The 15,083-nt window shown below is 44.5% G+C and carries 11 protein-coding genes; 2 read left to right on the forward strand and 9 right to left on the reverse strand.

Going from position 1 to position 15,083, the window contains the following annotated elements; translation table 11 throughout:
• Nucleotides 1-57 precede the first annotated feature (57 nt).
• Nucleotides 58-774: a DEAD/DEAH box helicase gene (locus H5T88_05335; GenBank protein MBC7329767.1), complete on the reverse strand. Its 717-nt coding sequence runs from the start codon at nt 772-774 to the stop codon at nt 58-60.
• A gap of 454 nt (nt 775-1,228) precedes the next feature.
• On the opposite strand from H5T88_05335, the gene H5T88_05340 reads away from it, so the two are divergent.
• A complete protein-coding gene (locus tag H5T88_05340) occupies nt 1,229-2,269 on the forward strand; it encodes a formylglycine-generating enzyme family protein (GenBank protein MBC7329768.1) in 1,041 nt (346 codons plus the stop codon).
• Nucleotides 2,270-2,453: 184 nt separating this feature from the next.
• Nucleotides 2,454-4,754: a hypothetical protein gene (locus H5T88_05345; protein MBC7329769.1), complete on the forward strand. Its 2,301-nt coding sequence runs from the start codon at nt 2,454-2,456 to the stop codon at nt 4,752-4,754.
• A 16-nt stretch (nt 4,755-4,770) separates the two neighbouring features.
• Here H5T88_05345 and H5T88_05350 read toward each other — a convergent pair whose 3' ends face one another.
• From H5T88_05350 to H5T88_05385, 8 genes are all read right to left on the reverse strand, one after another.
• Complete coding sequence (locus H5T88_05350) at nt 4,771-5,559, reverse strand: sugar phosphate isomerase/epimerase (protein ID MBC7329770.1); 789 nt, start codon at nt 5,557-5,559, stop codon at nt 4,771-4,773.
• Nucleotides 5,556-6,401 (reverse strand): sugar phosphate isomerase/epimerase, encoded by an 846-nt coding sequence (locus H5T88_05355; protein ID MBC7329771.1) that lies wholly within the window; start codon nt 6,399-6,401, stop codon nt 5,556-5,558. Before H5T88_05355 ends, H5T88_05350 begins: the two co-directional genes overlap by 4 nt.
• 19 nt (nt 6,402-6,420) lie before the next feature.
• On the reverse strand, nt 6,421-7,008 hold the full coding sequence (locus tag H5T88_05360) for a hypothetical protein (GenBank protein ID MBC7329772.1): 588 nt from the start codon (nt 7,006-7,008) through the stop codon (nt 6,421-6,423).
• Between the two features lie 26 nt (nt 7,009-7,034).
• Complete coding sequence (locus H5T88_05365) at nt 7,035-8,627, reverse strand: ComEC/Rec2 family competence protein (GenBank protein ID MBC7329773.1); 1,593 nt, start codon at nt 8,625-8,627, stop codon at nt 7,035-7,037.
• Nucleotides 8,628-8,630: 3 nt separating this feature from the next.
• Nucleotides 8,631-9,905: a neutral/alkaline non-lysosomal ceramidase N-terminal domain-containing protein gene (locus H5T88_05370; GenBank protein MBC7329774.1), complete on the reverse strand. Its 1,275-nt coding sequence runs from the start codon at nt 9,903-9,905 to the stop codon at nt 8,631-8,633.
• Nucleotides 9,906-9,919: 14 nt separating this feature from the next.
• On the reverse strand, nt 9,920-11,149 hold the full coding sequence (locus tag H5T88_05375) for a DegT/DnrJ/EryC1/StrS family aminotransferase (GenBank protein ID MBC7329775.1): 1,230 nt from the start codon (nt 11,147-11,149) through the stop codon (nt 9,920-9,922).
• 108 nt (nt 11,150-11,257) lie between these two features.
• On the reverse strand, nt 11,258-13,909 hold the full coding sequence (locus H5T88_05380) for a family 20 glycosylhydrolase (protein ID MBC7329776.1): 2,652 nt from the start codon (nt 13,907-13,909) through the stop codon (nt 11,258-11,260).
• Entirely contained in the window at nt 13,906-15,072 is a 1,167-nt protein-coding gene (locus H5T88_05385; protein ID MBC7329777.1) for a glycosyltransferase family 4 protein, read from the reverse strand. Before H5T88_05385 ends, H5T88_05380 begins: the two co-directional genes overlap by 4 nt.
• Between the last annotated feature and the right edge of the window lie 11 nt (nt 15,073-15,083).

The raw sequence follows: 15,083 nt of genomic DNA on the forward strand, positions 1-15,083 counted from the left end.
CATAGAAGAAATCAACAGAGCAATGCTCCTGATTGAGTTTCCTACTTGCTCCCTTGCTCAGCGGATGAGGATAGCTACATCCACACCTTGTCTTCCTCTATAGGTGTGAATCTCGTCAAAGACGAGGAATCTCAGCCCTTCTCCACCGAGGAACATCTTCTGCTCATCCGTTCGCATAATGAAGAATTCAGCCATAACATAATTCGTGAGGATGATATGGGGAGGATTTTTCTGGAGATTTTTTCTTTCCTCGTCAGGGGTATCGCCTGTATAGCGGGCGAATTTGATGTGAAATTCTTTACCATATCTTTCCTTATAGGCTGATTCAAGATTTTGGAGGGATTTGAGTTGGGAGTTGACGAGGGCGTTCATTGGGTAGACGATGAGAGCGAGGACACTTTTTCCCTCAGCTGGCTTGGTGAGAATGGAGTTGAAAATGGGGATGAAATATGTTAGGCTTTTTCCCGAGCCGCTTCCGCTCGTTACGACATAGCTTTTGTTCTTCTGCGCGAGGAGAATGGCTTCTTCCTGATGTTTATAGAGGATGATGGGGGTGCCCTTTCGGCGGAAGATTTTGGGGATTTCGGGATGGAGGATGCCTTCATCGGCGAGTTGTTGGATATTTCTCCCGTTGGCGTAGGAAGGGGATAGGTGGAGGAGGAAATCGGGACAGTAGCGGGCTTCGCCTTTTAAGAGGTGTTCAACCTTAGATGATATTTTATAAGGAGAGGAAGATTTAGCAAGATATTCTTTTAGAGAGGATGAAAAAAACATCGGAAATGTCCTTTAGCCGAGTCGTATTCCAAGATAAAAGATGTTTTCCAGCCCCTTCAAAAGGAATTAGAGGGAGAAATCAGTGGACATGAATGAGATTCGCGCTGAATATAGCGACAGAATTAAGGAAAAAGGAGGATTTATCGCCATCATAACTGATTATAAGTCGGCTTGAGATTAAAATACCCTAAATTCCTCCATGTCTTCTTGCTTCTATTTTACCCTTTCTTTAAGTTTCCTCAATCTCGTTCCGAATTCCTTCTCTTCTTCTCTATTTCAACTTCATCATCAGAATTTGTCGCAACATCCAGAAGGAATGAGAAATCAGGGTTTAGCGTCCTCACAATTCTTGCTATCTTAGTCTGTTAAGGACACAACTACTAAAAAATTGGGAATTTTAAAATGAGAAAGTCTTACTTGAGGAAACTTCCTCATCAAGATAACATTTTAATAAATGAAGAAACTGTCTCTCCTTTTCTGCCTTTTTCTCGCCCTTACCTCCCTTGAGGGAAATGAACTGCCCGATATCATCATAGGGAAAGATGGAATGGAGATGGTCCTCGTTCCCGAAGGGGACTTTGTTATCGGCCCGAATGTTGAACCCGACGAAAAACAGCGGAGAACTATTTATCTTCCTGCCTTCTATATTGACCGCTACGAGGTAAGCAATGCTCAATACGCCCAATTTGTTAAGGAGACCGGCTACCCTCCTCCGCCCCATTGGAATGGAACCAATCCTCCACCTGGAAGCGAGGACTTGCCAGTCACAAACATTACCTGGTTTGATGCGATGCGATATGCAATCTGGGCAGGAAAGCGCCTTCCAACTGAGGCAGAATGGGAGAAGGCAGGAAGGGGAGGGGATGGACGATTGTTTCCTTGGGGAAACGAGGATAATCCAAAAGCGAGAAACCTCAGCACAGATAAGCTCGCTCCCGTGGATTCATATAAGGAAGGCGTTTCCCCTTATAAGTGCTATAATATGACGGGAAATGTATGGGAATGGACAGCGGATTGGTATGAAGCCTATCCAGGCTCGGAGGTGAAATCCCCTCACTTTGGAAGGAAATATAAAGTAGTAAAGGGAGGGGGAGCTTTTGATTTTTATCCAATTCCAAACACGGGACGCCTCGACCAGAGAGCTCGCTGTTTGCCTTATGGCTTCTACGAAGGATTGGGCTTTCGCTGTGTGAAAGATGTCAATCCAAACCAAGCTCCCTATGACCCGAAAGCTCTCCTTGAAGAGGCAGAGAGAATTCTTAAACGTCCTCAGCCACCTCCGAATCCACTCTCCTATGAGATGGAGTTCAAAAAATTTTTGGGGGATGGTTTTCTGCCGATAAAAGTCCAAGGAATGCCTGGGGAGGAGGGATATGTTCGGGTAGGAGTTCCTTTTCCAAGGGGATTTCTTAGGGATTTGAAGAATCTCCAAATTTCCTCTTCTGCTGGGAAAATCCGCCCCCCTACAAGTAAGGGCATTAAGCTTCTGGGATGATGGGTCAATCTCTTGGGCTCTGCTTGATTTTTGGGCAAAAGAGGGAGAGGTTTTGAAGCTTAATTTTTCGAATAAAAATAATCTTCGTTCGCTTAACGAATCTATTGTCTTTAAAGAGAGGGAAAGAGATATACTTATAAATAATGGGAAATTCTTATTCCTGATCTCAAAAGAGCCTCCTTTTATGAAAATCAAAGAAATTGACGGGGTGGAGATTGTTAATGGGTTAGGGATGCGCTTTATGGTGAAAAAGAAAGGAAAAGATGTTATCCTTCTACCTCTACCGGCGGAAAAAGTAGAGAAAGAAGAAATTGGATTCCTGCATTCCGTTTTCCGTATCAGGGGGCAATTCGGCACGGCTGATGGATGGGTTAGCTCCTTCGCCTATGACCTCCGGCTCCATATTTTCCTCGAATCTGAAAGGATTTGTTTCTCTTTAACAATTACTAATTATTCGGAAAGGGAAAGGGACTCAGCTTTAATTTCCTCCGGGAATTTCTTTTTTTCATTGAATGGGAAAGTCTCAAAGGTAATATTTGGGGCTGATGGTGATGAAATCGGATGGGATTTCAAGGAGAAAGCGGAGCTTCTTCAGGAAGGAGCATATAGGTTTAAAATAGATGTTGATGGAAGGAAGAAAGGGGAGGGGAAGAGGGCTGATGGTTGGTTGAGGGTGGAGTTGGGAAGGAAGATTTTATATCTTTGGGTAAAATATTTCTGGCAGAATCATCCAATTGCACTTGTCTCACAAAATAGAGAGTGTGGATTTTCTATCTTTAAGAGAGAGGAACCGTTTGAATGGGAGGGAGGATTGGCAAAGACATTAGATTTCTGCCTTACCATATCGGATAATGGAAGAAAACAGCTACCAAATGAAAGTTTAGTGGGTATTGTTTCTCCTTCCTGGATTGCAGGAACGAAAGCTTTGGATGATTTATTGCCAAGGGGTGAGGAAACATTGAGATATTTCCCCTATTGGGAGGCTATTATGGAAAGCAGCGCGAGGAGGTGGGTAAGGGGGATGGCAACGGGGATACGAGATTTCGGAGATGCATATTATGGAGGTCCTTATAAGGGAAAGAATTCCTATGCGAATTTGGAATACGATGTTCCTCTTAATTTTCTCGTGCAATTCCTCAGGACGGGGAAGAGATGGTATCTTGATGTGGCGGAGATGCAGGTTAGACACCAAGCTGATATAGACATTGACCATTACACCGGACGCCAATGGAAACATAGTCCTCTACACACCACAACGGAAGCTGACCTTGGGCATGTATTCCTCAGGGGACTTCTTTTACATTATCTCTTAAGAGGGGAAAAACGCTCTTTGGAGGCGGCTGAAGAGATAGGAAAATGGCTTGTGCAGAAAGTTGAGAGGTTTGAGGGAATGGGAAACGAAAGACAGATAGGTTGGTCTTTGTTTGCCCTCTCCCAGTTGTTTAAAGTTACGAGAAAGGAAGAATATCTGAAGGCAGCTGAAAAAGCGGCTTTGAAGCTCGCCCAAGGTCAACTTCCTACTGGTCGTTTCAACATTCGTTGGGATAATCGTATATCTTTTATGAACGGCATAGCTATGGCTGGGCTTCTGGAGGTTTATCTTCATTCAAAAAGGGAGGAAATCTATCAAGCTATCCTCAAGCTCGCACATCGCACGCTTGGATTTTACCCTGAATATGCTTGCAGAACCCTTGACGCTCTATCTTGGCTCGCTGAGAAAACGAAGGACCCTCGCTTCTGGGACCTAATTGAAAGAACTTGGGAGACATCAATGGAGTTCTTGATTCCGAGGGATGCCCTCTCAGCAGGAACTTTTTCCTGGAAGTTTCTTCATTTTGCGGGAAAATATCGTTTCCCTTTGTATATAAAAGAGCCGGCAAATCTTGACCCAGAAAGTTGGCGCTTTTTGAGGTTGAGAGGGGAAAAGGTAGAGATAAATATGCAAGGAGAGGGGGAGGTTTTAATTGTCCTTGAAGGATTGGTTGAAGGAAAGGCTATTTTATACAATGAAAAAGGGGCGATTGTTAAGAAGGTGGGGTTGGGAGGAGAAAAGCTTTTTAAGAGCGTTAATTTTAAACTTGCTAAAGGGAAGTGGAAGGTTGTTCTTCTGGGGGAAGAGTCGGCGATTTGGGAGGTTCATTACGATAAGAGAATCACCCCGACTATTTATGACCCTTCATTTTCCCAGCTCGCAAACATTTACCCTAGAGCAAATTGCGTAGTGAGGGAAGGGGCGAGGCAGATAAGGATTAAGATGAAGGCAAAAGGGGAAGGTTTTCATAAGGCAATTATTTACGACCCAAAGGGGCGTTTAGCAGGTGTAGTTGAAAAGTTCATAGAGCTTGGCGACGAGAATACATATGATATGGAGGTAAAAGTTGAGGTTGATAAAGGCATACAGAAGGAAGGGTGGGGGATTGAGATATACGAGTGCGAAGTAACGGAAGTTGAAGGCTTATCGCCCTTCCTTTATCCCTCTCTTTAAAAGGAGTTCAAATTCTTTATAAAAGCCCTAATTCTTTCATAAGAACGGAAAGATACTTTTTCGCTTCTCGCACATCTCCTATGGGGTCCTCGCCGACTTCCCTCTCTATCGTGAGATACCCCTTATAGCCAACCTCTTTTAGAGCCAAAAGATATTCCCGCCAGGGAACCTGTCCCTTTCCAAGAGGTGCCTCTCCGATTCGCCCATCGGGATACCTCACTCCATCCTTTGCGTGGGTGTGAACTATGTAGGGAGCGAGAACCTTCACGCCCTTCACAGGGTCGAAGCCCATCATCACTAAATTAGCTGGGTCAAAGTTTACTTTTATCGCCGAGGTATTCAAGGATTTGAAGAATTCAACCATTAACTCGGGCTCCTCCGGACCAGTTTCAGCGGCGAGGACAGCGCCCACTTTCTCAGCGTGAGCCCCTATCTCATCAAGGGAGCGTCTGAGCTTATCCCAGTCTGGATGATTGCGGTCCTGGGGAATCACCCCTATATGAGTCGTCACTATGGGAGAGCCTAATTCAACGGAATAGGAGAGATATTGTTTTGTCTTCTTTATTCGCCATTCCAAGCCCTCCTCATGGGCGAAACCATAGCCAAGATCACCACAGAGGGCGCTTATCTCCAAACCATATTTAGAAACTTTCTCTTTGACCCATTCCGCACCACCCTCCAACCTCTCTGGGTCCAGCTCTCCCGTTACCCAAATTTGCACGCCTTGAAAGCCCATTTCCTTGGCGATTTTGAGGGCTTCCTCAAATGGCAAGCGAAAGTTAGCATCCACAACGCCGAGCTTCATTTCTGTCCTCCTTTCAATTCATTCAAAATATCTTTTAAGTAAAGAATATCCTTCTTCGCCCTGGGGGTGGGGTCTCCAAGCCCACAATATTCTATGCAGATGTTTCCCTTGTAGCCCTTTCCGTAAATAAAAGATAGAGCCCTGAAGTAATCAATATCTCCATCCTCAAGTGCCCAGCTGTAATCGTATCCATTAGCGATTTTGCGACAATTCTTCAAATGTATATAACCTAATCCATCCCCCAATATCTCTATCGCTTTTATCGGTTCCTCGGCATGAGGAGTCGCATACATATTTCCCAAATCAAGATTAGCCAAAACCAGGGGGGAATTCACTCCATCAATTATCCTCATAGCCGAGGAGGCGGTGTCGTGAAGGGTGTTCATGTGGATTTCCAAAGTGATAAGGAGATTGTTCTCTTCCAAAATAGGCACCAACTCTTTCAGCCCCTTTATCGCTCTTTCATAGTGTTCATCGGTGGCGATAGCGCTTCCTCCCTGAGAGAAATCGCTTGGTTCCTTGCCAGCGAGCGGACCGACGCTTCCATTGAGAATCTTCACACCCAACTTCTTCAGCAGGGGTATCGCTTGTCTCAAAATGTCAACGCTTTCCCTCATACTTTCATCAGATGTAATGAAGTTGGCGGGGAAATCGGCTGTTATAATCGGCAAATCATATTTCTTTTGCATATCATTTAGCCTATGAATTTCTTTCTCAAGCTCGAAGAAGTCAAAATGGACGGTGGAGAGCTCTATCCCGTCGTAGCCGAATTCCTTCGCCTTTTGAAAAGCTTTCTCAAGTGGATAACCTCTATAAGTATAGCTGTGCATAAGAATGCTCATCTTTTATCCTCCTTTCTTGCTACTCTGGAAGACAGAGGATTCTTTTCACTTTCATATTGAAGAAGCGGGAGGAACCCTCCGCTTGGAGTAGGACGCAGGTATCGGCGCCGAAACCTGTTCCCGCAACACAGAGGGCGTCAGCTCCCTCTTGGACAAGACCGGCATCAACCGCCATACTCGCTATCTCCAAGCAGACCTTCATACCTTGTGAGAATATATACAGCACTTCCGCTATGAGGCGGGAATGGGGGATACCTCCAAATCTCTCCATAAGAGCCATATCCAATCCGCCGCTGAGGGTATGGGTGGCTTGAAGGAGAGGAATTCCCTTTGAGGCAAGGAATTCCTTTATGTCCTCTGAGAATTCCACATTGAATTCGTGGTCCCTTGGGACAGCTAATTTGACAACGGACATTTTGACCCTGTCCAAGGGTAGTGCTTTAGCCATCTTTTCTGCCGTGTACCCCCTGCTTGAGGCAACCACGAGGTATTTCACCTCGGGGTGTTTTGTGAGGAAGTCCTTAACCAATTCCACTACCTTCTCCGTGTTTTCCTGCCAATTTTCCTCATCTTTGAAATAAACTATCTTCTCTTCGGTATAGGTCATTTTACAAACCTCCTTTCTAATTTATTTTAAAGGAAATTATGCCATATCAATAGCAATGAGAAAAGGGAAACACTATAGAGAAAGCATTTTCTCAAAAATTTTGAGGAGGGCTCGGCAACAACTTCTCCTGCAAGGAAGAGGAGGAAAAGAGAGTAATAGAGTAGGGTAGGTGGGAGGGAAAGGTTTAAGCTCGCTAAGGGCAAGTGAGAGAAGAAATCAACGATGCGGATGAGAAGGATTATGGGGATATTGAGGAGGGGTGCTATTATGAGTTTAGAGGCAGGGATTATGATTAAGAAAGGAATGAAGATGAGCCCCTCTACAAGGATGAGGAGGGATAAGGGAACGGCGAAGATATTGGCGATTAGAGAAATCGGGCTGAACATCTTAAAATAATGGATTAGGAGAGGGGAGACAGCCAGTTGTGCGGAGAGGGATGTGGCGAAAATTAGGTAAAGGAAGCGCGCGATAGGGGAATGAGGGGTAGGAATTAGGGCTTGAACAATGGGTAGGAGGGATATGAGTCCCCACACAGCCAAGAAGGAGAGTTGGAAGCTTGGTGTGTATAAAGCGGGAGGATGAGATAATAGAATAACCAAAGCAGTGATGGCGAAAATATTGAATGTGTCCATTTTCCTTCCCAATGCCGTGGCTATTAAGCCGAGTATTCCCATCAGAGAGGCACGTTGAATGGGAAGCTCTCCACCAACGAGGAAGGAATAGCCGATGATTAAGAAGGAGAAGAGGAAAAGAAAGCTCAGGCCACGAGAGAGAAGGACAAGCTCGTCTTTTACTTCCAGACCGATTTTTCTCCTGATTTGTTTTCTGAGGAAGAGAACTCCGAGAGAACTTGCTCTTACATGGAAGAGCCTTAAGAGAAACCAGACGAAGGCGAGTAGAAGGGAAACTTGCGTTCCCGATACGACGAGGATGTGGATTGTTCCTGTTTTCTTGAAGCTTTCCAGGAGTTTGGTAGGAGAGGGGGAATCGGCTTTCCCGACGACGAGATTGGTCAATATGAGGGCAGAGGTTGGAGGAAGGGCATTTTTTGAAGCCTCCAAAATCTTACCTCTCAATTTACCGATTAAGGAGAGAAAGCCTTCCCCTTCGCTGACATTGAGAAATTCGGCTGATTTCATATAATAGGAAGTCCCTTGAAGCCTTATCTTGGTGGAAGGAACAACGATATTCCCCTTCAATTCTACTTTTTCTCCCATTTTTATTCTCCTTCCCTCCCAATCGTCAAAGAAAACCTGGACTATTTTCCCTTTATCTTCGTTGTTTCCCGCCCTTATCCTCTCGGCTTTAACGAGAAGAAAAGGCTTTTTATTTTTCGTAAAGCTTATCTCCTCAACTACCTTTCCCTCCAAAAATCCTTTCCCGATACAGGAGGGAGGGGTTCTATTATGGACGAAATAGACGGAGTTTATTGCGACGCTCAAGGGGAAGAAGGCAAATAAAAGGAAAGATTTTGCTAAAGGGTGATGGAAGAAAACGGGGAAAAGAAAGAAGAAACAGGCTAAAAAGAGGAAATATAATGGGGGTGGGATGAAATTGAAGGCTAAAACTATTCCCGCTATCCATAGGAAAAGAACGATTGCTATGGGTCGGTTTAACATTACCTACAGCTTCTTCAATAAATCCCTCACCGTCTGCAAAGTTATATCCTCAACTGTTGGGAGGAAGGGGGCAGGGTAGCCATACCATCTATAGGCGTCGCTTACCTCGTAGCCTCCCTCTTCAAATGCTGATGTAGTTGGCAGATAGCCAATAATTTTATCATAATATCCAACTACAAATGGCATAAATCCCTTCTCCCTGATGAGCTCCTTAGCTTTTTTCCCTATCTCAGAGAAAACCTCCCCTGGGAGGAAGAGAAATAAGAGCTCACCTATTTTAAGAAGGCTGATTTTTCCCTTGACTACCTTCTCATAATTTCCTTCCTCTACCTTTCTCAGCGTGTCGGTAGCCCAGCGAATATAGGAAGTTCGCCAAATCTGTTCGGGAAGCGAAGCGTTTTCTATTCCTTTTTCCTGTTCCTTTATGAAGTCCTTCAGCCAGTCTGTTGAAGGCGGTTCAGCAAGAGGGAAGGATTGGAGTTTGTGAGCATAATCAATATAGTCAGCTTTGACTTCGTTGGATTTCTCATAAACGCTAAAGACGGATTCAGCGAGCTTTCTACCTGTTATCTCCAAGCCGTAAATACCTCTTTCCTTTGGATTTTGGTCGCCAGCAGGTCCATTAGCCATAAGAACAGCGGGAGTAGTGAGAAAGGACTTGAGATAAACCCTTGCTCTTCCGGGAAAGTCAGCGCTTATGAAGCGATTATCTCCTCCTAAGCAGACAGCGTGGCAAGTGAAGTTGACAAGTGGTATATTATCAAAGAAGAGGACGGCGAATTCCTTTTCTACATACCCTTCTTCCTTTCTAGTAGGAAGCCATCCCGGGAGCGTTCTCCTATTCAAAGCGATATCAACTTCCCCAGTGACAACTTTTAATTTTTTCTCCTCTTGTCTTTCCATTGCCTCTTTTATCTTGTTCGCTATGCTTTTCCCAATGTCCTTCAACCAATTTTGATAAGTGTTTCCCATATAGGGAACAGCCCCCGTGCTTGGCGCTGAGTGAGTGTGGGTTGCGAAGGGAAAAATTTCCTCTTGAGAGAAGCCCAATCTCCTTAAATGAGGAAGCAGGCTTTGCCTTAATCTTTCTCCGAAGGCAAGAAGGTCGAAGCTGAGAAGCAAAGCTTTTTTCTTATCGCTTTCCAACAAAATGAATGTGCAAAAAACTGGGTCCAAGATACCTAAGCAAGGGTTCACCCTATTCCCATATCCTACAAGGTCTACGGGAAAATGGGGAGTTATATCAACTTCTCCATAAGAAATTCGCAATTTCGCCATTTCCATACTCCTTTTTAAATTTCCACTTTTCTCAATTCATCAACATTTTCCTTAATTTTCCTTATAGCTTCCGCTATATCTTCCACATCGTTCTTATCGCCTAAGAGAAGAGTATGAAATAGCCATACACTTTCCTTCTCAAGTATTCTCGCATTTGTGAGTGGCTCTCTAACGAATTTCTCATCCTTTAATAGCTTTCCGAAAGGACCGAAATGCCCTTGTGCGTAGACTGGGGCGTCGCAAAGCAGGCTGTATCCCGCTGAGCAGGGAATTCCCTCCGCGTTCAACGCTCTAATAAATACATCCTTATCCACCCCTCCAAAAGCTTCCTTTTGATTGCGGAAGACATAGAGATGATAAGCCCTCCTATTGACTCTCTCATCCCGTTCCTGAGGGATTATACCTTCTATTCCCTTTAGGAGGGAATCCAAATAGAGGGCGTTTTCCTCCCTCCTTTTGAATTCCTCCTCTATCTTATCCATCATGGAGAGTAGAATTGCTGCTTGGAACTCCGTCATTCTCATATTTGCGCCAAGGATGTAATGCTCATACCATTCACCACCCACTCTTTTCCTTCCCACATGATGGACGCTGAAAGCGTATTCGTATAATTCTTCATTATCAGTTGTTATAGCACCTCCTTCTCCCGCGGGTAAATTCTTTGACTCTTGGAAAGAGAAGGCGCCGACATCGCCCAGAGAGCCAACCCTTTTGCCTTTCCATTCCGAGCCGTGTGCATGGGCACAATCCTCAATTATAGCTAAGCCATATTTATCCTTTATTTCCTGGAAGGCATCCATGTTCGCCGGTTCTCCGCCAAGATGGACAGGAATTATTGCCTTGGTGCGTGGAGTGATGAGCGCCTCTGCGGAGAATGGGTCTAAGCAGAAGGTCTTCAAATCTATATCAGCGAAGACTGGAACCGCTCCTAACATAGCGGCAGCATTAGCGGTAGCGATAAATGTATAAGGAGGAACTATCACTTCATCCCCTGGCTCAACACCGCAGACCCAGAGGGCAAGATATAGAGCTGTTGTGCCGGAAGTGAGGGAGACGCAATATTTGGTCTGGCAATATTCAGCGAATTTACTTTCAAATTCCTCCGCCCTTGGTCCCCTTGTCCCCCATTTCCCTGACCTTACCACATCGGCTACCGCCGAAACCTCTTTTTCCCGCCAAATCGGCCAAGATGGAAAGGGTTTCTCTCTCACGGGCTTGCCGCCCAATATAGCCAATTTTGCCAATTTTTAACACCTCCAATCTATTAAAAAGAAAAAATCGCATAATTGCAATTATAGACATGCCCAACCCTCTGTCAATTTTCTAATGGTTTTGAGAGATGTGGGTGAATTTTAGGGTGCGAGGACGCTAATACCCGCTAATAGGATAGAGCTCCTTGTTTTATAAGAAACGATTTTTATCTTTTGTATCTTTCTATGGGGATTTGGATTCTTCCAGAGGAAAATCCTCAAGCCAGGCACTCTATTTGAGAGGGGAGGGGAGAGCCATATCGTCAATTTATCGCTCCCAATGGGCATAATATTGTTGCCCAAGGATAGAACCAATACCTCCTTCCCACCGTCCTCATATTGAATGTCGTATTCACCAATTGGTGTATCGGGCGGTTCTTCTCCTACCGCGGTATGGAGAAAATATATTTCCTTTGCTGGCAAAGGCGCTTGCAATTTCAACTCTATTGTTGTGGGAGCATCAAAAGCAAATGGATTTTGTCCCTGCAAAGACACCTTCTTATCAGGAACGATAAACTTCCTTCCACCTAAAAATCTCTCACCAGAAGGGATATCGGCGAACTCTACTACACCTGAATCGCTCAAATCCAGAAGCCAGCCACTTCCCTCTCTTTCCATTCCGCCTTCCCAGAGGTCCTTGAAGAGTTCCGCTATGTGGGGAAGGAGGTTTGGGGCAGGTGCATCTGGATTCCAAGCATATATGGCGCTTAGGACATAAGGGGCTATCTGGTTAAAGCTCTTTGATAGGGATTGAATATTGTAGAAACCAGCCCAAGTGGTTTGTAGCAGTCCCATAGCTCCTTGTCTATATGCTGATTGAGAAAATTTATAGATGTTTTGAGGTCTATACCAGGTGCAAGCTATGATGTTAGTGAAACCTGCCTGCTTAAAGATTCCGATTGATGGATAATTTTCAAAGGGGTTGTAGTGCCAATCGGCTATTATTATGTCTTTTGGCAGAAGCTTTCGTTTTCCCTCCGCTTCCTGCTTGGTTTGGGCATGGGTTGCATCTCCTGCCTCGCCTGGGGCGAGTAATTCATCGCCCCAAATCATGACCTTACAGCCCTTCTGAGAAAGAAAATCGTAAATCTTCTTTATATGCTCAACATATAAGCTGACGATATCTTTGGTTCCACAACCATATGGGCAATTTGGATTGGGGAATCTTCCAATCATTTCAACTTCGTCAGCCCCGATATGGAAGATAGCGGGCCTCTCAAAAAGGTTGATTGCCTCTTCATATATGCTGAATAAGAAAGAATAGGTGCGGGGATTGGAAGGGCAGAAGGCATAAGGGCGTTGAGGGTCCTCAGCAATATCAAGATTGTTTTTCCTTTGAAACGCCCATTCCGCATGACCGAATGATTGGATTAATGGGTATACATCTATGAAATTTTCCTTTGCTGTTTTAACAAGGGTTTTGATTTCCTCTTGGGTCATCGTCCAATCATTCTTGAGGTTGGGTTGGCTTTTCCACTCTCCATACTCACATTCTAAAACAATCGTGTTTATCTTCATGGGAGCGAGGATTTTCTTTATCAATTGTAGATAAAAAGCAAGAGAGAACTTGTCAGCGAAGAAATGAACTCCTCTAAATGGAAAGGCGGGATAATCTTTTATGACACAACACCTTATTCCATTCTTTGTAAATAACCATCTAAGAGTTTGCACAGCATAAAAAAGCCCCCTTTCATCTTTTCCACAAAGGAGGGCAAAATTGGGCTTGACGATTAGAAAATATCCCTCTGGCTTAAGAGGTTCATTGAGAATTGCGCTTTCCTCTGGAGTGATTACATCCTTTATGAGGTTTTCGTTATTCGTTAGGATAATGTTGCCTGGCAAGTTCTTCAATGGTTCGTTTGAAAGCAAAACTTGGCTGGAAAACCCTTGTTCCTTTAAAACCTCCTGCAAAGAAGCGATAATTCTTCCGTCTATTTGGTTCTGGGAGGAGTCAACTATTATCTTGGAGGAGCGGAGAAGGAAGAAATCGTTGTCAAGAATTGATTGCTTTGGGGGAGGGAGAAATGGAAAATTCCAGTTTCGTTGGATAAGGTTATCTTTATATGTGGCTTTGACTACGCTTGTGAGCGATTTTTCCACCTTCATAGTGGGAGTGAATTTGAAGACAGTGCGGAAAACCGACTCTTTATCAAAGTTCAACGGGCTATCCATATATCCAACCCATAGCTCGTCTTTGCTCCAAACGGGTAAGCGGGCATCTATTAGGACTTTTTTCCCCTCTCCTTCAAAGGATAAATTGAGTTCTCCTAAAGTGGTTCTGAGCGAAATATATTGAAAATCCTCTGCAAGGTATGCTTCCTCTATCCTCTGTGCCTTGCTGACGACGGGAATGTTTCCCGATTTTTTATCCGATTTGAAAGTTGCACCTGCGAATTGACTTATCGGTAACTGGGCAACAAAATATTGGAGAGTAGCCGGGATATTCTTTTTAAGCTTTATGCGGAGGACAGCCTCTATTCCTTCCTCTATATAAGATACTTTATAAATTAAAGAGACTTCCGATGTTTCATCTTGCCAAATGAAGGAGTTCCCTTCCTCCCTAACCGTTATCTTTCTTTTACTGCTATCATAAATCACCCCATCCTGTGAAACGACGGCAATGGACGACCTTCTAACTATTCCTTTTCCTCTTATTGCTACATAAAGCCCTTGACTTGTTATTGAACATCTCATCTCATCTGAGGGGAGGGCAAGAATGGAAACGGTTAAAAGGAGAATTATGATATATTTCATTTTGATTTATTTTTCTCTACGACCCTTTTGTAAAGGGAGAGGAGTTTTCGCGCGCTTTCCTTAGCGGAGAAACGTTTTGCTCCTTTCAACGCTTCTTCCTTCATTTTATTAAGTCTCTCCCTATTCCTCAGAAGTTCACCCGCAACATTGGCAAAGGCATCGGGGTCAGCGGGAAGGATGAATCCATCCAGACCCTCACGGATTGATTCCCTCGCGCCGAATGAATCAGCTGCAATAACGGGAACACCCATAGCAAGTGCTTCTGCCATCACTAATCCCTGTGTTTCCGTCTTTGAGGGGAAAAGGAAGATATCTGTTGCGGAGAGGCATTCCCTTACTTTCTCCCTATCAACGAATCCCAAAAACCTACATTTATCACTAATCCCAAGTTCATCCGCTAAAACCTTGAGCTCTTCTTCCTGAGGACCCGAACCAACAAGGAGAAGGTAAACATTGGGAATTTTTTCAACAAGTTTCCTAAAGGATAATAGAAGCATTTGGACATTTTTTTCCACCGCGAGCCTACCAACATAGGTTAAGATGGAAGCATCTGAGGGAATGCCAAGGGAAAGGCGAGGGAAAGAAGGGTCTTCTTCTTTATACCAATTATCCAGCTCTAACCCTGTGGGAATGACCTCTATTGGACGATAAACGCCATAACTTCTCAGCAATTGCTCGGCTGCCTTGCTTGGAACGACCACCGCATCGCAGAGGTTGCAGAAATTCCTGCTTAGTTTACGGAGAAAGGGTTTGACCAAGAAGGAAGGGAGGGGGTAGGCGTAATGGGAATACTCTTCATAGAATGTATGGTAGGTGGTGACGAGAGCTGTCCCATTCCTTCGTGCCAAGTGCCTTGCCGTCCAGCCCAAGAGGAAAGGAGTTTGAGGATGGACGACATCCACATTTAGGGTTGAAAAGGCTTCAAATATTCTTGGCGAGAAGGGGATGGGGATGGGGTATTCGGGGTGATGGGGGAAGCGGAAGGAGGGGAAACGAAATACAGAAGCGTTTTTATCTTTGTAGCCAGGGAAACGGGGGGCGAAGAAATATAATTTGCATCCGAGCTCTTGCAAATGCTTGGCAAAAGTTTCAATAGATATAGAGACTCCGTTTATAATAGGAGTAAAAGACTCACTGAAGATGGCTATAACCATCCTCTGCACAAGAGTTTCCT

Source organism: bacterium (assembly GCA_014360495.1).
Classification (GTDB): Bacteria; Armatimonadota; JACIXR01; order JACIXR01; family JACIXR01; genus JACIXR01.

Bases quoted from the DNA above. Each gene is read 5' to 3' on its own strand.
- H5T88_05370 (MBC7329774.1), bottom strand. From the start codon at position 9,905: ATGGCGAAATTGCGAATTTCTTATGGAGAAGTTGATATAACTCCCCAT.
- H5T88_05360 (MBC7329772.1), bottom strand. From the start codon at position 7,008: ATGACCTATACCGAAGAGAAGATAGTTTATTTCAAAGATGAGGAAAAT.
- H5T88_05355 (MBC7329771.1), bottom strand. From the start codon at position 6,401: ATGAGCATTCTTATGCACAGCTATACTTATAGAGGTTATCCACTTGAG.
- H5T88_05365 (MBC7329773.1), bottom strand. From the start codon at position 8,627: ATGTTAAACCGACCCATAGCAATCGTTCTTTTCCTATGGATAGCGGGA.
- H5T88_05350 (MBC7329770.1), bottom strand. From the start codon at position 5,559: ATGAAGCTCGGCGTTGTGGATGCTAACTTTCGCTTGCCATTTGAGGAA.
- H5T88_05340 (MBC7329768.1), top strand. From the start codon at position 1,229: ATGAAGAAACTGTCTCTCCTTTTCTGCCTTTTTCTCGCCCTTACCTCC.
- H5T88_05345 (MBC7329769.1), top strand. From the start codon at position 2,454: ATGAAAATCAAAGAAATTGACGGGGTGGAGATTGTTAATGGGTTAGGG.
- H5T88_05380 (MBC7329776.1), bottom strand. From the start codon at position 13,909: ATGAAATATATCATAATTCTCCTTTTAACCGTTTCCATTCTTGCCCTC.
- H5T88_05335 (MBC7329767.1), bottom strand. From the start codon at position 774: ATGTTTTTTTCATCCTCTCTAAAAGAATATCTTGCTAAATCTTCCTCT.